Source organism: Dyadobacter sp. CECT 9275 (assembly GCF_907164905.1).
Classification (GTDB): Bacteria; Bacteroidota; Bacteroidia; order Cytophagales; family Spirosomataceae; genus Dyadobacter; species Dyadobacter helix.
Genome location: NZ_CAJRAF010000002.1, coordinates 1,379,937 through 1,401,947 on the forward strand (window position 1 = coordinate 1,379,937; position 22,011 = coordinate 1,401,947).

At 47.3% G+C, this 22,011-nt stretch carries 15 protein-coding genes and 1 pseudogene; 12 read left to right on the forward strand and 4 right to left on the reverse strand.

The window, feature by feature from the left end; genetic code table 11:
- Nucleotides 1–2: 2 nt before the first annotated feature.
- The 9 genes from KOE27_RS13810 (at nucleotide 3) to KOE27_RS13850 (ending at nucleotide 9,988) form a co-directional block, all read left to right on the forward strand.
- Entirely contained in the window at nucleotides 3–2,339 is a 2,337-nt protein-coding gene (locus tag KOE27_RS13810; protein WP_215239448.1) for an aminotransferase class III-fold pyridoxal phosphate-dependent enzyme, read from the forward strand.
- A gap of 76 nt (nucleotides 2,340–2,415) precedes the next feature.
- Entirely contained in the window at nucleotides 2,416–3,375 is a 960-nt protein-coding gene (locus KOE27_RS13815; protein WP_215239449.1) for a hypothetical protein, read from the forward strand.
- A gap of 176 nt (nucleotides 3,376–3,551) precedes the next feature.
- Nucleotides 3,552–4,358, forward strand: a complete 807-nt coding sequence (locus tag KOE27_RS13820; protein WP_215239450.1) for an HpcH/HpaI aldolase family protein — start codon at nucleotides 3,552–3,554, stop codon at nucleotides 4,356–4,358.
- A 55-nt stretch (nucleotides 4,359–4,413) separates the two neighbouring features.
- A complete protein-coding gene (locus tag KOE27_RS13825) occupies nucleotides 4,414–5,367 on the forward strand; it encodes an aldo/keto reductase (RefSeq protein ID WP_229252767.1) in 954 nt (317 codons plus the stop codon).
- A gap of 58 nt (nucleotides 5,368–5,425) precedes the next feature.
- A complete protein-coding gene (locus tag KOE27_RS13830; protein WP_215239451.1) occupies nucleotides 5,426–6,358 on the forward strand; it encodes a Gfo/Idh/MocA family oxidoreductase in 933 nt (310 codons plus the stop codon).
- Nucleotides 6,359–6,696: 338 nt separating this feature from the next.
- Nucleotides 6,697–7,476 (forward strand): SDR family oxidoreductase, encoded by a 780-nt coding sequence (locus KOE27_RS13835; RefSeq protein ID WP_215239452.1) that lies wholly within the window; start codon nucleotides 6,697–6,699, stop codon nucleotides 7,474–7,476.
- Nucleotides 7,477–7,563: 87 nt separating this feature from the next.
- Complete coding sequence (locus tag KOE27_RS13840; protein ID WP_215239453.1) at nucleotides 7,564–7,944, forward strand: RidA family protein; 381 nt, start codon at nucleotides 7,564–7,566, stop codon at nucleotides 7,942–7,944.
- 17 nt (nucleotides 7,945–7,961) lie between these two features.
- Nucleotides 7,962–8,960, forward strand: a complete 999-nt coding sequence (locus KOE27_RS13845) for a 3-hydroxyacyl-CoA dehydrogenase family protein (protein WP_215239454.1) — start codon at nucleotides 7,962–7,964, stop codon at nucleotides 8,958–8,960.
- 50 nt (nucleotides 8,961–9,010) lie between these two features.
- Nucleotides 9,011–9,988 carry a 3-hydroxyacyl-CoA dehydrogenase family protein gene (locus tag KOE27_RS13850; protein ID WP_215239455.1) on the forward strand — a complete coding sequence of 326 codons (978 nt, stop codon included), beginning with the start codon at nucleotides 9,011–9,013 and terminating at the stop codon, nucleotides 9,986–9,988.
- A 191-nt stretch (nucleotides 9,989–10,179) separates the two neighbouring features.
- Here the strand turns inward: KOE27_RS13850 and KOE27_RS13855 are convergent, their stop codons facing one another.
- From KOE27_RS13855 to KOE27_RS13865, 3 genes are all read right to left on the reverse strand, one after another.
- Nucleotides 10,180–11,046 (reverse strand): AraC family transcriptional regulator, encoded by an 867-nt coding sequence (locus KOE27_RS13855; RefSeq protein ID WP_215239456.1) that lies wholly within the window; start codon nucleotides 11,044–11,046, stop codon nucleotides 10,180–10,182.
- A 169-nt stretch (nucleotides 11,047–11,215) separates the two neighbouring features.
- The gene (locus tag KOE27_RS13860; protein ID WP_229252969.1) at nucleotides 11,216–12,352 is read right to left on the reverse strand and encodes a Fic family protein; all 1,137 of its coding nucleotides are present in this window, start codon (nucleotides 12,350–12,352) and stop codon (nucleotides 11,216–11,218) included.
- 51 nt (nucleotides 12,353–12,403) lie between these two features.
- Entirely contained in the window at nucleotides 12,404–12,550 is a 147-nt protein-coding gene (locus tag KOE27_RS13865) for a hypothetical protein (RefSeq protein WP_215239458.1), read from the reverse strand.
- 41 nt (nucleotides 12,551–12,591) lie between these two features.
- On the opposite strand from KOE27_RS13865, the gene KOE27_RS13870 reads away from it, so the two are divergent.
- A complete protein-coding gene (locus tag KOE27_RS13870) occupies nucleotides 12,592–14,376 on the forward strand; it encodes a 7TM diverse intracellular signaling domain-containing protein (protein WP_215239459.1) in 1,785 nt (594 codons plus the stop codon).
- Between the two features lie 130 nt (nucleotides 14,377–14,506).
- Here KOE27_RS13870 and KOE27_RS13875 read toward each other — a convergent pair.
- Nucleotides 14,507–15,511: pseudogene (locus tag KOE27_RS13875) on the reverse strand (phosphotransferase enzyme family protein).
- A gap of 373 nt (nucleotides 15,512–15,884) precedes the next feature.
- Between KOE27_RS13875 and KOE27_RS13885 the strand changes: the two are divergent.
- Nucleotides 15,885–16,529 (forward strand): helix-turn-helix transcriptional regulator, encoded by a 645-nt coding sequence (locus KOE27_RS13885; RefSeq protein ID WP_215239462.1) that lies wholly within the window; start codon nucleotides 15,885–15,887, stop codon nucleotides 16,527–16,529.
- A 61-nt stretch (nucleotides 16,530–16,590) separates the two neighbouring features.
- The gene (locus KOE27_RS13890) at nucleotides 16,591–21,843 is read left to right on the forward strand and encodes a choice-of-anchor Q domain-containing protein (RefSeq protein ID WP_215239463.1); all 5,253 of its coding nucleotides are present in this window, start codon (nucleotides 16,591–16,593) and stop codon (nucleotides 21,841–21,843) included.
- The last annotated feature ends 168 nt before the right edge of the window (nucleotides 21,844–22,011 follow it).

Sequence of the window (22,011 nt, forward strand, 5' to 3'; positions counted from 1 at the left end):
AAATGAAATATACCAATCTTCTTACTGCCCCAGACCAGGCCCTTATCGGAAGCAGGCTCAACGATTTCATACCAACGGAAATCTATGACATCCATGTGCATCCCTATGACCCCGCTCATTTTGCACCCGGTACATGGGCATTCCTGGAAGGTGCCGGAGTACTGGGATGCGCCGAGCACCGGGCGGCTCTGCAGCAGTATATGCCGGTGAAAACAATCCATGGCCTGTACTTCGGAATGCCGCACAAAAGCAGTAATCGTCAGGAAATGAACCGGTGGGTACACAGCGAAGTAGTGAACAACGGCACTTCACTGAGCCGTTCACTGATGGTAGTATCTCCCCTGGATGATCCGCAGGAGATTGCCGGGAATTTAAGGAGTGGCAGGTTTACCGGACTTAAAGTATACCACTGTTATGCCGCCCGTCCTGATACCATGAATGCATCGGTAACGGAATATGCCCCCGAATGGATGTGGGAATTATTACACGAGACCAAGGGCGTGTTGCTGCTCCACATTGTCCGCGACGGCGCGATGGATGATGCTGATAACCAAAAGGAAATACGCAGGCTGTGCCGTACCTATCCCAATGTCAGACTGATACTCGCTCATGTGGCCCGGAGTTTTAATTATCGGAATGCGAGAAGCGGCCTTTATTCACTTGTCGATCTGGACAATGCGGTTATCGATACATCCGCTGTTACAGAATCTGAATCCTTTGCAGCTGCACTGAGGATACTTGGTCCCAAGCGGGTACTCTGGGGTTCAGACTTCGCCGTAAGCGAGGCCCGCGGACGATGTGTTACAACGGGTGGTTACTTTTACTGGCTTCATCCGGAAACCATCGCCCCGGAACACAAACCCGCAACAACCAATGAAATGACCCTGATCGGGATCGAATCCCTGCTTACCCTGCGCGAAGCCTGCGACGATGCGGGAATGACACCTTCGGATGTTCAGGATATATTTTTAAATAATGCCTTACGATTATTGAGTCCGCATCTTCCATCCAATGCCTTACCCGAGGAATCCACCGGCCCCGACTACTGGAAAAAAGCCCGGGAAGTAATTTCCGGAGGCACCGGACTGCTTTCCAAAAGAGCAGAAATGTTTGACGGAAAACAGTGGCCAGCTTATTTTTCCAAATCAGCCGGATGCGAGGTTTGGGATATGAATGGGAAAAGGTATATTGATTTTGCCGGTGGAATCGGCGCCGTTTTACTGGGTTACGCCGACCCGGATGTAAACGCTGCAGTAACCCGGCGAATCGCTCAGGGAAGTTACAGTTCACTGGTCAATCCACAGGAAGTAGAACTCGCCGCTACCCTGCTGGACCTTCATCCCTGGGCAGGCAAAGTTCGTTACGCCCGTGGTGGAGGAGAAGCCATGATGATGGCTGTTCGTATTGCCCGGGCATCCACCGGCCGGAGTGGGGTTGCGTTCTGCGGATACCACGGCTGGCACGACTGGTACCTGGCGGCAAATCTTGGAGAGCACGATGCACTGGACGGACATTTATTGCCTGGCTTAGCTCCCAGTGGGGTTCCCCGGGAATTGAAAGGTACTTCGGTCCCTTTCAGGTTTAACGACATGGCGTCCTTTGAATCCGCCCTGCAGACACTCGGCACCAACCTGGCGGCCGTAGTTATGGAACCCATGCGTTCCCAGTTCCCACAGGATGAGTTCATTGCAAAGGTGGCCGCCCGATGCAGGCAAAACGGTGGCGTTTTTGTGGTGGATGAAGTATCAAGCGGACTGCGCTATGGTTTCCCAGGTGCACTTTCACACATCGGAGTAGAGCCGGATGTTGTGGTTTATGCCAAAGCCATGGGAAATGGTTTCCCCTTCGGTGCAGTGATTGGCCGCGAAAAAATTATGGCAGATGCAAACGCCAGTTTTATCTCCTCCAGTTACTGGACCGACGGTGTAGGAACAGCCGCTGCTCTTGCCGTACTGGATAAAATGAGACGGCTCAATGTGCAGGAAGTGGTTTGGGAAAGAGGTTTAAAATTCAAGAAAAAATTGAATGACCTTGCCTCCCTGTATCCGGCATGCTGTCTGATAGTCGGCGGAATGCCCGTAACCCCAACCCTGTCCTTTCAGCTAAACGGCCAGGCCTTGATGGCTAAAAAGATTTTTATACAAAAAATGCTGGAACATGGCTTCCTGGTTTCCTCTTCGATGTACCTGATGTACGCCCATGAAGAGATACATGTGGATGGCCTGCTGCAAGCCATGGAGGTTGTGTTATCCGAAATGCAGGAGGATATCATCACTGGAAAATATGAAAATACTGGCGAGCCCCAGGATATTCAGCCTGGTTTTGCACGACTGACCTAGCGGTCCCGCTGGGGATACCATTTAAAAAATCGAACTATAGCCGCATAACAGGCAAACCACCCTATTCTGTCATTATATGAAACATTCAATCACTACTTTAACAGTTCTTTTCTTATCGATTATGCTCAACGCATGCACCAGTAAAAAAACAGAGTCAACAGATTTATCTGAAAATGAACAACAGTCACTCACTATTCTGAGAGATGTTCTGTCCGGCCAGTCGGAATGGGTAAAAGTACATGCCGCGGAATATTTGCTATGGTCGGGATACCCGGAAGGTGTGAAAGAAACTTTTCTTGAAGAAGAGAAACGCTCCGGCACAAAACCACCCTACCGAATTGGTATCTGGCGCGTACTGGCTCAGGCTGCTACCGGAGAAACAGAAAAAAAAGCTTTCACTGATAAAATAAAGGCCGTTTTTCTGGATAGTACAGCTACGGACCGTACCCACGCAGTTGAAACACTAGCCAAACTGAGGATATCTCCTCTGGCCGATGATCAGCCACTTACAAAAAAAACGCTGAACGGCCCGGTGAGTCCCTTATCACTTTATACGCTCTGGAGTGTGGCATTTACCACGCAGGATTCTCTCAGAAAAGCTCCGGCCAAATTGCTGGAAATGATACTTAACGCTGGTGACGACGTTACATTCAAAACCATTCCGGCATATGCGCTGCGCCAAATAAAAGGTTTGTCGGACCAGGAATGGGAGCAGCTTGCGGATGCCGCACTCGCTGAACCCGCCGCTTCACCCGCAAGGGTCTATATGCTTAGCGCCGCCTTTACCACGGCCTCAGCCGGGTCACCCAAGCGGGAACAGATCCACGCAGAACTATTGAAATACAAAAACGCCACCTCAAAAGGTGACGTAGCGGAGATGGCCGCGGCCCTGGCTGACAGCGGCAGCGAAGATGATATCCCCTTACTGGTTTCCTTGTTCAAAGACACCGCTCAGCTCTCTTCGGAGGCGGATAAAGCGGATGTTGCCGCTTCTGCCGCCCACGCCGTTCTGCGAATTATGAAAAGGAACCGATAGCAGGATGAATGAAAGCAAACGGATTTTTAAGAAAGCAGCGGAGATATCGCTGGTTTTACCCGCGATTCGGCCTTGAGAACAACAACCCGCAGAGATGAAAAATAGTATCATAAATAGGAATGAAAGTAACAGAACGGTTAACAGGTGAATATTAATTTTGATAAAAAGACAAGACCATGAAAATGCGCGAAAGCCGGGTATTAAAAAAACTCAGAGCAGGAGAAATAGTAAGCTGCTTTAAAATAAATTTTTCGGATGCCAGGGTATCCGAAATTGCTGCTATCTCGGGATTCGATTGCGTCTGGACCGATCAGGAACACATCGGACAGGATTGGTCCATACTGGCTGCCAGTATATGGGCTACCAAAGCGCATGACACCGACCTGCTGGTGCGGGTGCCCAAGGGCAGTTACAGCGACTTTGTGAGGCCGCTGGAACTGGATGCTACGGGAATTATGGTACCACATATCATGAACCTGCAGGAAGCCGAAGCCATCGTATCCATGACCCGGTTTCATCCCATAGGCCGCCGCCCGATCGACGGAGGTAATGCCGATGGCGCGTATACTGCCCTGGATTTTAACGAATACCTGGTGCAAGCCAACCGGCAGCGGTTCATTATTTTCCAGATCGAAGATCCGGAACCGCTCGAAGAACTGGAAGAAATTGCGGCGCTGGACGGTTATGATATGCTGTTTTTTGGACCGGGCGATTTCAGCCAGGGTATTGGTGCGCCCGGAGAGTGGAATCATCCGGAACTGATCGCAGCCAGAAAGAGAGTAGCAGAGGTAGCACGCAAGCATGGAAAATTTGCCGGAACCGTGGGAGGCCCCGGAAACGTGGACGAGCTGATTGCGATGGGGTACCAGTTTGTGAGTATGGGTGCAGACGTTGTAGGTGTCAAAAACTATTGTCAGGATCTGGTGGGTGCTTTTACAAAATCCGCCTCGGCCGGGTCGAAAAATTCATACATGAATACCTGAGCACGGCCTAGTCCATAGTAGGAAAGCTCTAAATAAATAAAACCAGATATTAACCATGAAAAAAAGGCCACTGGGCGCTACCGGGATACTTGTGTCAGAAATTGCTTTTGGGGGGGTAGAAATAGGCATGCCCTATGGTATCGGTGTCACAGGAAGGGAGGATATGTTGTCCGAAAAAGATGCGATCTACCTGCTGCATGAAGCTCAGGAAAAAGGTATCAACTTTTTTGATACGGCCCGGTTATATGGTGAAAGCGAATCCATTATGGGTAAAGCTTTTGAAAAAAGAAGGGATGATGTGGTAATCGCAACCAAGTGCAACCATTTTAGAAAAGACGGCAAGCTGCTGCCCGACAAAGACCTGAAGCCATTCATCGAAAATTCGGTACAGGAAAGTCTGCGGGCACTCCGAACCGACTACCTGGATATTTTTATGCTACATCAGGCAGATACCGAAATTCTGAAAAATCAGGTCATTGCAGAAGCTTTCTCAGAATTGAAAGACAAAAAGGTGATCCGTGCCACGGGGGCATCTACCTACGCCGCAGCCGAAACCGAATTAGCAGTTGACACGGGCAGCTGGGACATCATACAACTTCCTTTTAATCTGATGGACCAGCGGCACAGTATCTGTTTCCAGCAGGCTGGCCAAAAAGGTGTGGGGCTGGTGATCCGTTCGGTTCTCATGAAAGGACTTTTGAGCGACAGAGGCAGGAACCTTCATCCGGCGTTAACGGAAGTTGAAAAACACATTCAGGGGTATTACAAACTGGTGGGAGATCAGTTTCCCGATCTGCCCACGTTGGCCACCCAATTTGCCCTTTCGTTTGAAAATGTCTCAGCAGTGCTGGTAGGCATCGACAAAATGGAATACCTGTATAAGGCACTTGCAACGGCAAACGGGCAGTACATGAGCCAGGAACAGCTCAAAGAGGCCGAACAGCTGACATACCCCGATCCAGCTTTCCTGAATCTTCCGCATTGGGACCGGATGGGCTGGTTAAAATGACTATAAAGCAAAGAAATTTTTCATATACAAAGAGTAAGACCAACAGCTACAACTTGTCATGATCAACATTGGAATAATTGGCATGAGCCCCGGAAATGCACATCCCTACTCCTGGGCAGCTATTATTAACGGATCTTTTGACGCGGAGGAAATTACACGCATCGGTTATCCCGCTGTGGCAGCTTACCTGCAGGCCAATCGGGATACCCTGGGGATACCTAATGCCCGTGTAACACACGTCTGGTCGCAGGAAAGAGCGATATCGGAAAGCATTGCTTTTGCCGCTTCCATACCCTATATCACCGATAATCTGGAGGATATGGCCAGCCAGGTTGATGCGGTAATCCTGGCGCGGGACGACCCCGAAAATCACCAGGCCATGGCCGCACCTTTTATAGCCGCAGGACTTCCGGTTTTTATTGATAAGCCTCTCGCCTATTCCGCCGAGGACCTGCAATGGTTTTCCGACCAACATACTGAGGGAAAATTCATTATGTCCTGTTCTTCTATGCGATATGCCAATGAATGCCGCATTGCCCGCCAGGAATTAAAAACGCTGGGTCAGTTGGAACTCATTACAGCGGTGGGTAAAAAGGACTGGAAAAAATACGGGGTACATCTCCTGGAAGCGGTATTCGGGATACTGGATGATCCCGAGCCGGCGTCTGTCAGACATGTGGGTGAACTTGGTAAAGAAATTGTACACCTCAGGTTGCGTGACGGCCTGCAAATCACCTTTTACCTTTTTAACGATATAACCGGCACATTTCAACTCTCCCTTTTCGGTCAGCAGGGCTGGAAGCTGGTGGATATCCGAAACTCCTACTCCATGTTCCGCGACAACATCATTGAATTCGTCCGGTCGGTAGAAGAAGGTAAACCCCGCCTGGCATTCAGTAAAACCAGGAACATTATCAGTATCATCATTGCAGCAAAGGAAAGCAGGGAGAACGGGGGGAAGGAGGTTTTACTGGAGAAATTGGTGCGGTAGAGGGTGGGCGGTTGGAAGTAGGCAGTGGGAAGTAGGCAGTGAAGTAAACAGTAAAACAGTTCACAGTAAAAAGAGCTGACGGCTTGAAGGAGTTGACAGTAGGCGGTGGGAAGGAGGGAGTTAACAGTAAACAGCACACTGCAAAAATAGCTAACAGCTAATAGCCAACAGCTTGAAGCAGTAGGAAGTAGGCGGTGGAAGTAAACAGTAAAAAAGCGAACAGTCAATAGCCAGCAGCTAACAGCTTGAAGGAGAGGGCAGTAAGAAGTTAACAGTAAACAGAAAAAAAGCTAACAGCTAATGGCTAATAGCCAACAGCTAAATACCCAAAATGAATCATGAATGTAAAAGACTTACTCAGTTTAAAAAATAAAGTCATCCTGGTTACGGGTGGGTCGGGGAACTATGGAAAATGTATTGTAGAAGGACTGGCCGAAGCGGACGCCACCGTCATTACTACCTCTCGAGACCTTTCTTCTGCAGAAAAGAATGCCGGTTATTTTAGAGATAAAAACCTGGATGTACACGCTATGCAGGCAGACCAGGGCGATGCAGATTCCGTAAAAGCTTTGAAATCCGGAATTATGGAAAAATTCGGCAGGTTGGACGGTTTTGTAAATAACGCCGTTTCCAGGCCTATGAAGGGTTATCATGCTCCTATTGACCAGTTTGAAGAATCAATGCAGGTGAATGCTACCGGGATGATGAATCTCCTGCGGGAAATGACCGCCCTGATCGTGCAGAGTGGCGGCGGCAGTGTGATCAACATCGCATCCATGATGGGGATGTTCGGCCCGGACCTTTCCAATTACGACGGAGCACCCGGCATGGGTGATTTACCCCCCGATTATTTCTTTCACAACGCGGGGCTGATCAACCTCAACCGCTATATGGCCCAGATGAACGCCGGTAAAAATATCCGTTTCAACTGCATTAGCCCGGGGGGATTGTTCAACAATCAGCCCGAAGCTTTTGTGAATAATTATTGCAAAAAAGTACCGCTGCGCCGTATGGCCAATCAGGATGACATCAAAGGTTTGGTGGTATTACTTTCGTCCGATGCAGGAGCCTACATCAACGGAGAAAACATCCTGATGGACGGGGGACTTAATGCCTGACAGCCATTTATTAAATCAGACCCGCGCAGGAACCAGAAGATACCATCTGCTCTTGTCTATACCAAATCGCTTATTAACTTATCATTTATGAAAAAAGTAAATCATCCCGACCGAAATCCAGACTTCGCAACCGGTGCTTATTCTGACGGCATTATCGTTGACGGCTTTTTATTTGTAAGCGGTCAGGCGGCCGTAGACTTTAAAACTTCAAAATTTGTGCTCGGTACCATTGAAGAAGAGACCCGGCTGACACTGGACAATATCAAAGCCATTGTGGAAGCAGCAGGTGCAAGCATGGAGAACGTCGTAAAATGTACGGCACACCTGGCTGATATCAATGAATTTGACAGGTACAATACAGTATATGCCACCTATTTCCCGGGAATAAAACCAGCCAGAACCACGGTGCAGTCCGTACTGGCAGAAAACATCCGCGTGGAAATAGATTGTATTGTAAAACTGCCGTAGACCAGACGGTAAACAACATGAACGAACTCATGAAAGTGGAGGATATAAGGATTGGCGTGGTGGGCCTGGGCCTGATGGGCTCCAGCATCGTAGCGGCGTTGCTGGTGGCAGGGCATCAGGTGGTGGCTCTTGCGCCTGTTTCTTATGATGCACAGGAGGCCCCCTCCAAAATTGGCCGCCAACTGGAACTATGCCAGCAGGCAGGCATGATCAAAAATAACCCCTCCTTTTATCTGGACCGGTTGACCATATCCGAAGATTATGATTTGCTCGGTGCCTGCAGTATTGTTCTGGAATGTGTGATCGAAAAAATAGAGATCAAAGCCGAGGTGTATCATAAAATCACGTCGGTGGTAAGTTCTAAAACCATCATTGGGTCTAACACCTCAGCCATCCCCATCAGTGTTTTGCAGGAGAAGGTTGCTCATCCTGAACGCTTTCTGGGAGTCCATTGGGCAGAACCCGCCTTCATGACCCGGTTTCTTGAGATCACCTGCGGCAAACTTACCTCCGCGGATTGTGCCGACCATATTTTTACATTGGCTCATCATTGGGGCAAGGAGCCCACTTTGCTCAAAAAAGATATCCGCGGGTTTATCACCAATCGGTTGATGTATGCGGTATACCGGGAGATATTTCACCTGCTTGAAAACAATGTGGCCAAACAAGAGGATTTTGATAAGGCTTTCCGTTATGATGCGGGATCATGGATGACCCTGATGGGTTTGTTTCGCCGGATGGATTACATGGGGCTCGGTGACTATGCTGCCATTATCGATCAGCTTTTTCCTGAATTGAGTAATTCCGAAAAGGTACCCGCAAAAATGCAGGAAATGGTCCAAACCGCGGCTAAAGGCATTCATAACAGCAAAGGATTGTATCCCTACGTGCATGGAGAAGCTGACCAGTGGGATGAAGCGTTTGCCAGTTTCAACAACGAAATACATCAGCTGGCAGCAGAATACCCTGCCGGAAAAGTAAACGATTACCTTATCTCAGGCAAAAATTATCAGTAAGGCAGCGAGGTACCTGCAGACATTAAATTACACGTTTAATCCTTCAACGAATGAAAGTATCCGGATACCCTCAATCACCTGTTCTGCTGATGGGTGACAATAGACTGGCTTACAGCATAGCCCTTTGTCTGCAAAAAGCCGGACAGCCAGTTTATCTGAGTACGCCGGACAGCGAAAACGCGCAGCGTTACCTGCAACAGTATGCCGGGGCTCTCCCGGAAGATACGCCCATCGGGACAATAAGTGTGATCCGGGATCTGCATTTGGAAGAAAGTATCTCGATGGCCATTGTTGTGACCGATGAAAATCTCATTCATAAACAGCGGGCCATCTCGGCGCTCGAAGCCGTCATTCCGGCGGATACCCTCATCGCCATCAATACAGAATCAATTCCTTTGAGCCAGCTACAGTCCCAGGCCGGCAATCCTGACCGTATCCTGGGGGCCAACTGGGTAGAGCCCGCTAACACAACATTATTCCTTGAAATCATAGCCAATTCAGTCACCAAACCGGCCTTCACACACTATTTTTCCGAAACGGCATTATCATGCTGGAACAAAGACCCCTATATTGTAAACGGGGATTCGGGGATCCGGATGCGGCTTTTCGCGGCCATGATACGGGAAGCATTTTACCTGATAGAAAATGGCTATGCCAATGTGGGTGACATAGACAGAGCCTGCAGAAATGATGCCGGCTACTATCTTCCCTTTGCAGGAAATTTGCGGTACATGGACCTGATGGGCACCGATGCCTATGGTATGGTCATGAAGGATCTCAATCCTGAACTGGCACAGGATAAAAAGGCTCCGGAGTTTTTCAATGCCATGATGCGGAACAAACGCCTGGGAATGGAAAGCAACGGCGGATTTTATGATTACCAGCCGGGTGAAAGTGAAAAATGGGAATCACTGCTCAACCAGTTCAGTCACCAGATCAACGGCCTCTTTCAAAAATATCCTTTTAATTACAAGACCTCCGGAACAAACGGCAACCTTGCCACATTCCATTCCGAAAATCAGGTATAATCCAGGAGCCGGTACCGCTGGTATGCTACTGGAGTTCAAATAGAACAACAAGGGATACCTCCCCAAATACCACATAACCGGATAATCGAGAACAAGGCAATTTCCATTCGAAACAGCCATTACATATTCCTGACTTCATAGTGCCTGTGATACTATCATGCAAAAGTCCGTACCAGAATTTCGGCAGATCGCTAAATATTCAGGGTTCTCCGGTAGTCACTCGGTGTCATGCTTTTCAGCTTTTTAAATTGCCTGTTGAAGTTGGCAAGGTTTGTAAAACCGCACTCATAAGCCACCTCCACCACCTTCCGATCGTTTTGGGACAACAGCTTACACGCATGCCCGATCCGCACCGTTGTGAGGTACTCCACGAACGTGACGCGGAACTGCTCCTTGAAAAAATTACAGAACGCCGTTACCCCCATACTGCTTACAGCAGCCATTTCCGGCAGGCTTATGTCCTTGTCAAAATTTTGCATGATATACCCGGTTATCTTTTTAAACCGGTCGGACGAGCCATAGTGGAAGTTCTGCACAAAACGCGGGCTGGCCAGCAGCTCGTATTCATTGGTGTTGGACATGATATCAAAAATCAGGAACAGGGAAGATAACCTCTGGAGTCCGTTCATGTCGGGCATTTGTTTGATCAACGCATTGATTTTCTTGCGAGTATCTCCCAGCAAGGTCATGCCGCGTTCTGACAGCTTTAAAACTTTACGGAAATTTTCGATTTCCGGAATATTCATAAAATCTTCTCCCAGAAAATCATCTGTAAAGTGTAATACCAAGGCATCCGCTTTATGGTCGGCCCGCCTTTCCAGATAAATAGGATCATTCACCCAGACGTGTGGCAGCAACGAACCCATAAACACCAGGTCTTCCTCTCCGAAATATCCGATGTGGTCACCGACCATTCGCCTGCCGGTACTTTTGGTAACGAGTACAAACTCATAATGCGCATGGTAATGCCAGGGCGCAGGAAAGAAATCACCGGTTTCCCGGAAAACTATAAATGATTTGTCGACATCCTGAGGTAGGTGAAATTCAACAGCTTTCATAGTCCATAAATTTATTGTTTATGGAAAATAATATAATCATTCAATATTCACCAATTTGTGAAAAATAGTATCATAAATATAGATAAAAGTAGAATGATGTTGCCGTAGTGCGCGGAAAACGAACTGGATTTAAAAATCCTGCTCTATGGTCACCAGACCATGTGTAAAATCATATCGTGAGCAGGGGGGATTGGGCAGGGGGCAATTCGGTTAAGCGGTAAGTGGTACTGCGTCCGCCAGAATCTTCTTTCACCAAAATATTCTGATCGACAAGATTTTGAATATCCCGCAGCGCCGTGTCTTGAGATGACTTGGTAATCTTTGCCCACTTGGATGTGTTGAGTTTCCCGGTAAGGCCGTCAAGAAGTTTATTTAACATGATTCTTTGCCGCCGGTTGATATTCTTTCCGCTAAACATATTCCAGTACTGCGATTTTCTGAGCACAGATTCCAAGATTTCATCACTAACTGAAATGGCTCTGTCCAGGCAAGCCAGAAACCACACAAGCCATTCTGTAATATCAAGCTCGCCTTTTTGAGTTTTTTCCAGAATGTCGTAATATTTGTTTCTTTCAACTCTGATCTGTGCAGACATGCTGTAAAAGCGCTGGGAGGTCTTGTCGGATCGTGCCAATTGCATGTCAGCAATCGTGCGAGCTATGCGTCCGTTACCATCGGCAAATGGATGTATCGTGACAAACCATAAATGTGCAATAGCTGCTTTGATTACCGGGTCATTGCTCTTATCATTGTTGAACCACGCTATAAACTGATGCATCTCTGATGGAATTTTATCCGAAACGGGAGCCTCAAAGTGAACTTTTTCCTTTCCCAACACACCTGACACAACCTGTATAGGGCCGCTAGAACCGTCTCGCCAGTTCCCTGTCGTGATTTTAAACATCCCGCTTCTGCCTGTTGGAAAAAGTGCTGAGTGCCAACCAAACAATCTTTCCTCTGTAAGTTCTTTCGAAAAGTTGCTTGTTGCATCCATCAGCATTTCCACCACACCTTCAACATTACGATCAGCAGTGGACAGCCCGCTTGCATCCATTCCAAGTTTTCGGGCAATGGAAGAGCGTACTTGTTCCGGGTCCAGGATTTCTCCCTCTATTTCGTTTGACTTAAGCACATCTAAAGTAAGCGTCTGTAAAACTGCTTCCTCCCTTAACGAAAAGCCAAGAGTCTCCATCTTGCCAATAAGCCGACCTTGTTTGTTTCTTATTGAAGCCAAAGGTTGGATGATAACATTATTATCGCAGGAGAATTTTGGCCAGAGTGCTTTTTGATGGATGTACATATTTATTCTCCGCATTTAATGCGTTGAATGTAGTCTATATTCTCCGCATTATCAAGCTTATTCCAGGCAGGAATCTGGGGCAGAAGAGATGGGAAAAGGACAATCCCTTCCTTCCTTCCTTCCTTCCTTCCTTCCTTCCTTCCTTCCTTCCTTCCCGATCACATCCTTAATAATAACTAACAAATCATGAACCCGATCTGCCATTTTCAGATTACTTTTGTTCTTTCTTATAAAGAAGGGCCTCCTTGAAGAAGATATTCTTAATTTTTATCCTTTTGTTGCCTCTTCATGCTGTGGTTGCCCAGGTGCCCTACCTCCTGACCGACAGTGTATCTGCACAAATAAAAAATTACGAACTACTACCTGACAAAGGTTATACCATTCACCAGATTCTTTCCGATACCACCTTTCGCTTTATTTCAAACGATTCACTGCGCCCGGGAAAAGAAACAGCCTACTGGCTCAGGCTAAAAATTGAGAATCCCTTTTTTTACGACCAGCATTTTGATCTTTGGCTTCGCCCCTATTTTAAAAATACACTTTATTATTTTGACAGCAACGACCGGAAATGGGTCGCCCGGGAAACAGGTATTAAATCAAGGTCCGATTATCGCAAGCGCGGGGTGTTAACAATGCCCTTCATTTTACAGGGACAAACTACAAATGTATTGTATGTTAAAACGGACCTACCGCCATCCGGTAAATACGCCCCGGCATTCAAACCAAAAATAGTGCTCAAACAACAAAAGGCCAGTATTCAGGAAGAGCGAATCGTATGGATTGCCTGGGTAGCCTCGCTGGTGGTACTGTTGCTGTTTTTTCTCAACAATTTATATGTCTATTTCAGCTTCCGGGACCGAACAATTTTATATTATCTCATCGCACAGCTCGGCGGAATCATCTATATAACTTCATACCGGGAGTTTTTTACAGGTTTTTTTAATGGCCCCGTTTTCACCTTCCAGCTGAAACCCAACGGGTTCATTGCTTATTTTAACCTGAATTTTTTGCTGATGTACATCAGTCTCATACTGATCATGTATGGCATTGTGCAATTCACAAGATCCTATCTGGAAACGCCCAAAAACCTTCCTGTACATGACAAAGTACTAAAATACGGGCTGATCTTTTACCTGGCGGTCACCGGCACCATTACCTTACTGAATGTAAGCGTAATATGCCTGCTCGGAGTTTCTACGGTGTACGAGAATATCCTGGCGCTCCTGCTGATATGCGCTGTCCTGTTTGCCTCTGTATCCGGTTATCGCCGAAGGCTCCGTACGGCGGGTCCGTTTTTAGTGGCCAATACAGTGCCGCTGGTTTTTATAATTTGTACCACTTTGTTCCATGTTTTTGTGAGCCATAGCCGTACTGACGAAACATTTCTTCCCGACCTCAGCATCGTTGCACAGGCATTTGGTTTCTCGGTGGCGCTGGTTGCCCGTACAAGACTGCTGCAAAACGATTTGAACCAGAAAAAGTTAGAAGCGAACCAGCTGGAATTTGACCTTCGTGAGATTACCCTGCAGCAAAGATTTATGAAACTGGAAAATGAAAAAATCAATGCCGAAATCAATGAGGAAAAAATCAGAAATGAACTTCTGAATCAAACCCTGGAAGTGAACCAACGTGAACTGGCATCCACAACATTGTACATCGTGCAAAAAAACAAAATGCTTGCCAAACTAAAAAAGCAAATCCACGACTCGAATGCCGACAACAAAAACGAGAATATTAAAGACATTGAATCCCTGCTGAACAGCAACCTGTATCTTGACTCAGACTGGTCAAAGTTCAAACTGCATTTCGAACAGGTCCATCCCAATTTTTTCTCTGACCTCATTGCCAGATATCCTTCTCTGACCAAGAATGAAATAAGGCTCTTCGCATATTTTCACATCAATCTTTCTACGAAGGAAATTGCTGCATTACTGAACGTAGACCCGGGCAGTGTACGACGCGCCAAAAGTCGGCTTTACAAAAAGATAGCTATTCTTGGCGCGGATGAAACTCAAAGGAAGATGAACTGAAGTCTCTTCCAAAAGCCCATTGATTCAAATGCATTTTACAATTATGTATATCACTGCAAGTCACTTACTGATATATACAAATTGTTTCATAGTTTGAGTTTCTATCACTACCCTCTCAGGTTGTTTAACTTCAAATCTCAACATCCTTCGTCCAGAATGATTTAACGATATGTTTTAAAATACCCAGATAGGATTTAACATGAGGAGCCTGGGTGTAAAGTGTAAATTGGTCATGAGTCGTATGAAATCCCATATAGAAAAGCCAGAAGCCAAAAGAAAGGTATGGAACCGCAGCAAGCTCCACCTCACTGATGGAGCGATGATTCCTGTAACCTTCTAAGAATATGGTGTATGCCTCATCCGCAGCCGGTTGCGTCATCCTTCCTGTGTACACTTCTAAAACCAAATATTGCCAAAAGGTCATAATATCATTCACCAGCCAGCCATAACCCATAAAATCAAAATCAAATAACGTAATCCGGTCATTTTCAAAATGGAAATTTTTGGGAAGAAAATCAAAATGACAATATCCAGCTGAAAAGTCAGCAGTATCCATAAGTAATAGCTGATCTTTCGCAATCCTGGCTTTCTCACTTAACCAATTGTATCCTTCCGGATCATCCCTAAAAGAACCACCTATCATTCTTAAAGGATTGTCGATGGTAGTTTCAAAGTTAAAGTTCCATCGCGCTCCTACTTCCGGCATATTTGAGGACACATGATGGAAGCGTGCCATTTCCTTACCAAGATTTAATAACTGGTTTTCATTGAGCACCCTCACCACTTTTCCCGCAGCATAACTGAACAATACCTAATGCCTCAATCCTTCCACTGCTTCAATACTTAAAATTGCTTGTCCTGAAACGTCCAAAATCGGATAAGACACCGAAACCCCGGCATGCTTCAGTGTTTGTAATATCAGCACCTCTTCTTTTATCTGAGCCAAACTCCGGTGAGAACAACGATATATCCTTAGAATAAAACGGTCATCGCCAGATTCAACAAGATAGGTGTCTCCAACACCCCGGACTAACAGTTTACATTGGATTACCTCAATGTCGTATTTATCTGAAATGAGTGCAGACAAAGCATCAGGGCAAAGCGTAGAGTAAGTGGCGGGGAATATAGGCTTCATATGGCAAAGATAGAGCTAAGCATCGGCAAGTCTATAAAGTCCGATAATTTGAGAGGCCAAATTGTCAGCTAGAACGGTTTCGTCCATACCTGAAATAGGACCACTGGTCGTCGGCGTTCACTTTACTATTACTGCTCTACTCATGAGTCGTAATTCTTAACCCCGAATTCATCCCTCAACCCAAGTTATCCACAAAATATTTTTTTTGTCCATACTTTGTCCATGCCCGATTTTAGCCTCTCAGGCAGAAACAGGGTTGTTTTGTGCTTCCTTTTTCATATCCGGCCTGGCTGCTACCATTATCAAGACCTCTCTTACAAGAATCGCCCTAACTCATAACTCTTAATTCTTAACTCATACCCTCCCATTGTTCATGAACAAGCAACCGATCATCTACTATTTCCTGATCGAACTGATCGTCGTGATTAGTATCAGTTTTTACGGCCCATTTTTTAAGGACCTGACGGGCATGTATGGTTTACCCATAGCGGTCCTGCTGTATGTGATCCTCACGCAGGCCATTGCCATATCAGCTGTACTAACATTACAATATATTAAGAAAAAAAGTGGCTCCCTCCCACCTATACATACGGACACAAACAGCGAACCTGAAAAAGACTCGTCCCCTCTTACTAATGTAGCCCTCCCTGTCAAACTTCCCGGACGATCCCATTCGGCGACCGAGGTGCAACAGCCCTTAGTCGTTGAATCGGGGTCAGCCGGTAATCCATTGTCTGTTGCAGAACGCAGCAAGCTTAAGATCAATTTTGAACTGACCCATCCCGATTTTTTCGATAACCGTAAGAAACAGCACCCGTACCTGTCTAACAACGAAATATGGCTGCTGGTCTACTATGATCTCAAATTGTCAACAAAAGAAATTGCGGCCATCCTCAATATTGACTCCGCGAGCGTACGCAGAGCCAAGACCAGGATGCAGAGAAAACTCCGTCAACACGGTACTGAACCTGCAGACGACCCGTCGGATCCGATGAACGACATACCTGAAAGCGGTTGAGATTCCTTTTCACAAAACCCGTCTGTCCCACCTTTTATATCAGAAAATTCAAAAAACAACCATGCATTTAAAGCAAACACACCGAACAAAAAGTAATCTTTCACCCCGTTTCAGCCAGGCAATTATGCTGATCCTAATCCTCTTAGGAAGCATCGATGCCAGCGCAACCCGCCGTTATGTGGACGCCTCCAGCACCGCCCCTACGCCCGACGGCCTCAGTTGGGCCACAGCCTATACAAAATTTGAAGATGCCGTTACTGCCGCCGTCAGTGGCGATGTGATCTGGGTAGCCAAAGGAACCTACCAGCCAGCCTTCGAGGCCAGTTATACGCTCAAGGCCGGCGTAGAGATCTACGGCGGTTTCACCAATACCGATACGGACATAAGCCAGCGGGACTGGGAAGCTAATGTGACCAAACTGAAGGGCAACGGCAACAGCGTATTTTATATTAAAGAGGTGCGGAATAACCCGGTGTTGGATGGCTTTACAATTTGCGAGGGCATAAACAGGCTCGACTATGCCGGTGGGATGTGTATTTTATCTTCCTCACCGACACTTCGTAACCTGATTATCCGCGACAATCTCTTTTTTGACAGTGCCTTTAACCCCTCACTCTATCCATTCGGTGCAGGTATGTTTAACTTTAATTCCACAACGGTTCTTACCAACGTTAAGTTTATTGATAACATCTGCAATTCCGCTACTTCTATGGCCATCGGTGGCGGATTGGCCAACGTTTTCCATTCCAGTGTGGTAATGAACGATGTGGTTTTCTCTGGGAACAAATGTATTTCGGCTAATAATTTATCCCTGGGCGGAGGAATGGCTAATGATAATCAATCTAGTGCGGTATTGAACAATGTGACTTTCTCAGACAATAAATGCATTTCGGCTAATAATTTTTCCCTGGGCGGAGGAATGGCTAATAATAATCAATCTAGTGCGGTATTGAACAATGTGATTTTCTCAGACAACAAATGCATTTCGTCTGATGGCGACAAGTCCTATGCCTATGGAGCCGGGTTCTACTGCTCCGAGTCATCTCTTACTTTAGATAAGGTTGTGTTCTCTAAAAACGTGAGCGAGGCAGGCACGGGCACCTATGGCGGAGCCGTTTACATTGCATACACTCCGACCGACAAGCCCTCCTTGCTTACCAACGTGGTTTTTGATCAGAACTCGGCTTTATACGGGGCTGCTGTATATTGTAAGTATTCGACCGTTACCATGGCACACGCCACGGCTTCGAATAATATCGGAAATTACAGTTGGTGCTACGCATTTACCGGAGTCGCTGCTACCGTAACCATCGGCAACAGTGTCTTTTATAATAATCGAAGGGATCTCTTTTTTAGTAATCCGGTATCTACCGCCGTCAGAAACTCTTTCATAAACCCTCAAGGTACCGAAATCACTCCTGTTAATTCAATCTCGAGCGATTTTTCCCCGTTTTTGAATGAAGGCGTTCCGGCGGGCCCAGACGGTATCTGGATGACGGCGGACGACGGACTACGCCTGGTCTATGATGCCGTAGTAACACCCATAGACAAGGCGGAAACCATTACTTCTGAACTTTATTCTGCCTCGGTTGTCAGTGCGTCGGGAACGGACATCCGGGGCGTTCCCAGGCCGCAGGGCGCTGCCAACGATATGGGTGCCTACGAAGGCGGTGTGGATCGGGCCATTATCTACGTAGATGTTTCGAATACATCTGCAGTACATGACGGAACCTCATGGTCCACTGCTTTTAACAAATTAGAGGATGCGTTGGATCCGACAATTGTCGGTTCGGGAGGGTCGGTGTGGGTCGCCAAAGGAACCTATCAGCCTGAGGAAGGCAAATCGTTCATGATGCTCCCACTGAGCAGGATATATGGAGGATTTAAGAATACCGATACCGAGTTCGAACAGCGGGATTGGGTAAATAACCAAACGATCCTGCAGGGCAACGGCAGCCATGTCATCAAGAACGTTAACAGTGGCGTCGATCCGCCGATTACCGGCAAATCGGAGCTTGACGGGTTTACCATTACCGGAGGCAACGGAGGAGCAACAGGAGGAGGAGGAATGTACAACTATAGGTGTTCCCCAACCATTTCAAATTCAATATTTGATCAAAACGAAACCGATCTGAGAGGTGGAGCCGTTTATAATGATCTCAGTTCCCCCTGGTTCAGGAATGTATCCTTTACCGGCAACAGCAGTAACAACGGCGATGGTGGCGCAATTTATAATAATGGCGGATCGACGGCATATGACAACGTAATTTTCAGCAACAATAAGGCCGACAACGGCTATGGAGGTGCAGTTGTTGCCGATCGCGTAACGATGGTAATGAACAACGCCGTTTTTGAATCCAATCATGCAGCCAACGGAGGAGCCATTTCATCGATCCAGTCAACGGTGGATATTACCAACTCCGTATTCGTTGGCAACCAGGCCACCACTTCTTCGGCCGTCATGTACAACACAGGCATAAAGCTTCATATCACCCATGCGACCTTCCTGAATAATATCGCCACGGACGAGCTAATATCTGAGCATGGCGCGTCAATATATTCATACACTTCCATTATCAACAGCGTCTTCAAAGGAGGAGCACCCATTGGTAGCTACCCGGTTGTCTCGTATACTACTTTAGGAACCGTGCGGTCGGGAATAGCCAACGAGGTAAAAACAACTGATTTGTTTGTTAACGAAAACCTTCCCAAAGGAGCGGACGGAATCTGGTTCACTGAGGATGATGGATTACAACTGGCTTATGACGTGGATACCTCGCCGGCAACGGCGATCAATTCGGGCAAGACCGTCGTCGAGGCTGATGGTAATACCTCAATCACCGACGTTGCACTAAAAGATATTACCGGTTTCCCGAGACCATCCGGAATGGGTTACGACAAGGGTGCCTACGAATATCGATACCCAGTCGGTGTTGCCAGTCACCTCTATGTGGATGCGTCCAATACAGCAGATCCGAGAGACGGAAAAACCTGGGGGCGGGCTTATAACAATCTTGACCTGGCTCTGGCTGACCCGCTTCTAACCGCAGGTAATGAACTGTGGGTGGCTAAAGGTACTTACCAGCCTGCAAGCGGCAGTTCATTTGTGATGAAAGAGGGTGTGGGCATTTATGGTGGATTGCTCAATACCCATTTGGATTTATCGGAACGGGATCCTGCCGCCAACCCCACCATACTCAAAGGCAATGGAAAATCGGTGATTGACAATACTTTCACGGAGCCAACAGCCCTCACCGGTACTGCCGTTCTGGACGGCTTTACCATTCAGGATGGAACTTCCAGTATTTTGGGCGGTGGTATCAGGAACACCTATGCGTCACCAACACTTCAAAACCTCATCATCAAAAATAACTCCGCCACCAGCAACGGAGGAGGAATAGCGCTCGACCATTCATCTTCCCAACTGATGAACGTCAGAATTGAAGGTAACCAGGCACGGATCGGGGCAGGCATGGATATTACGAATAGCTCGCCGTCCATGATCAATGTGGTCTTTAAGGACAATAATGCTGGCGAATTTGGCGGCGGTATCAACAGCACATCGAGCAGTTATGACTTATTGAACGCTGTTTTCGACGGAAATAAAGTTACCGGAGAGTGGGGCGCAGGCGGCGGTGTATTCTCTTCGGGCGAATCAGGCCCTACAATTTTCAAGAACGTGATCTTCTATGACAATAAGGCCGATTTTGGCGGCGGGATCAGTGGTGAAAGTCCCGTTTTAACGAATGCCACTTTTTACAAAAATATTGGAAATTTTGGGGGCGGCGCCACAAACTTTTATTCACAGACGGCTGATGTAGCTGCGATCACCAACAGTGTTTTCTGGGGAAATACCGATGGAGACAATGATACAGCGACGCCCGACCTTTATTTTCCGGGACAGGACATCACCGCCAACTACAACTTCACCCAATCCGATTTCAGCAGCGGGAGAACGGGCAACATCCAGGGAACATCGTCCCCATTTGTGAACGAAGCCCAGCCTATGGGCCCGGATGGTATCTGGTTTACCGAAGACGACGGTCTGCAGCTCAGCGTCTGCTCCCCGGCACTGGACAAAGGCAGTAACGATGCCGCCAGCGAAATTTACATCGACGTGCTTGAGCAACCGCGTAAACACAACACCACGGTGGACATGGGCGCTTATGAAAAACAAAGCAACACCAAGCCTGATGAATTTGCCTCCAATGCAGCCCTGAGCCTGAATACAGCCAACGACCTTCCCCTACTGCCTACCTGCGAGGACAACGGCTGGACTTTCTACGCCGATCCCACAAAACCCGACAACTTCATTTTCGCCATCGACTGGAGTACCGGTAATGAAGCGGCCAAAGCGACAGCAACTGTTAAAATCACGCTTGCGGAAAACAACACTGCTGTGCTGGACAGCGACAAAGGCATTGTAGCCATGCGGCGCTACTGGAATGTGGATCTGCACGCTACTACGCTGGTGAATCCTGTCAAAGTACGTTTTTACTATGACACGGCCGATGTAACAGCCATGGAAAGCACTGTATCAGACGCTTCGCTGTTCATGAAAAACAATGAGGTGAAATGGTTTAAAACCACTGGCAACTTATATGTTCCGACGCAAATCACGGCAACGGATATCAACACAGGCGCCCGCTTGTTCCTTACACCCGCGTATGGTACGGACAACGGCATCGCCTTTGCCCAGTTCAACGAAGTAACCTCATTTAGTGGTGGTACCGCCGTCATACTGGCCGAGAAAGAACCGTCGCTCCCCGTTACGCTGATCAGTTTCCAAGGTAAAAACACCGAACCAGGTAGTAACCTGCTTACATGGAAAACCGCCGCCGAAAAGGATTTCAGCCATTTTGAAATAGAACACAGCCTCAATGGTACCACATTTACAGTACTCGGCAACGTCCAGGGACAGAATACAGGCAATTATCAATACACACACGCAAACCCGCCGTTCGCGGTCAATTATTACCGTCTCAGGATGGTAGACCTCGACGGTTCCTTTGCCTATTCCAGGATGATTTCTGTCGCCAACAATCAGGGTGTTCCCCTTGCAGGCAGCATTTATCCTAACCCTGCTGCATCAGGAAAAAATAGCTTTATCGACTTTAACGTCAATGAAGCAGGTACCTGGCAAACACAGATATTCAGTACCTCAGGTATTTTGCTGAAATCCGGCAGTATCAGTCTCCAGCCCGGTTTCAACAAAATCATGATCGACGTCAAAGGCTTGCCCGAAGGAATACACCTGGTCAGGTTCAGAGACCAGTACCAGCGTGAGGTGGTCAGGAAGCTTGTAATTGAGTAAGAGCCTGAGGCAGAGGGTTGTCAATGGCATCTGGTGAACAGTAGGTAGTTAATAGTAGGCAGTGGGCGGTAGGCGGTGGGTGCAACGGTCAATGGTCAAAACAGGAATTAATTTGAAACAGCAAACCGGCGGATAAGGCAGCCGGTTTGCCATGACCGACCTTTTGTT

What these genes read in the sequence shown, in the direction of transcription:
- KOE27_RS13810 (WP_215239448.1), top strand. Translation starts at nt 3, where the DNA reads ATGAAATATACCAATCTTCTTACTGCCCCAGACCAGGCCCTTATCGGA.
- KOE27_RS13815 (WP_215239449.1), top strand. Translation starts at nt 2,416, where the DNA reads ATGAAACATTCAATCACTACTTTAACAGTTCTTTTCTTATCGATTATG.
- KOE27_RS13820 (WP_215239450.1), top strand. Translation starts at nt 3,552, where the DNA reads ATGAAAATGCGCGAAAGCCGGGTATTAAAAAAACTCAGAGCAGGAGAA.
- KOE27_RS13825 (WP_229252767.1), top strand. Translation starts at nt 4,414, where the DNA reads ATGAAAAAAAGGCCACTGGGCGCTACCGGGATACTTGTGTCAGAAATT.
- KOE27_RS13830 (WP_215239451.1), top strand. Translation starts at nt 5,426, where the DNA reads ATGATCAACATTGGAATAATTGGCATGAGCCCCGGAAATGCACATCCC.
- KOE27_RS13835 (WP_215239452.1), top strand. Translation starts at nt 6,697, where the DNA reads ATGAATGTAAAAGACTTACTCAGTTTAAAAAATAAAGTCATCCTGGTT.
- KOE27_RS13840 (WP_215239453.1), top strand. Translation starts at nt 7,564, where the DNA reads ATGAAAAAAGTAAATCATCCCGACCGAAATCCAGACTTCGCAACCGGT.
- KOE27_RS13845 (WP_215239454.1), top strand. Translation starts at nt 7,962, where the DNA reads ATGAACGAACTCATGAAAGTGGAGGATATAAGGATTGGCGTGGTGGGC.
- KOE27_RS13850 (WP_215239455.1), top strand. Translation starts at nt 9,011, where the DNA reads ATGAAAGTATCCGGATACCCTCAATCACCTGTTCTGCTGATGGGTGAC.
- KOE27_RS13855 (WP_215239456.1), bottom strand. Translation starts at nt 11,046, where the DNA reads ATGAAAGCTGTTGAATTTCACCTACCTCAGGATGTCGACAAATCATTT.
- KOE27_RS13865 (WP_215239458.1), bottom strand. Translation starts at nt 12,550, where the DNA reads ATGGCAGATCGGGTTCATGATTTGTTAGTTATTATTAAGGATGTGATC.
- KOE27_RS13885 (WP_215239462.1), top strand. Translation starts at nt 15,885, where the DNA reads ATGAACAAGCAACCGATCATCTACTATTTCCTGATCGAACTGATCGTC.
- KOE27_RS13890 (WP_215239463.1), top strand. Translation starts at nt 16,591, where the DNA reads ATGCATTTAAAGCAAACACACCGAACAAAAAGTAATCTTTCACCCCGT.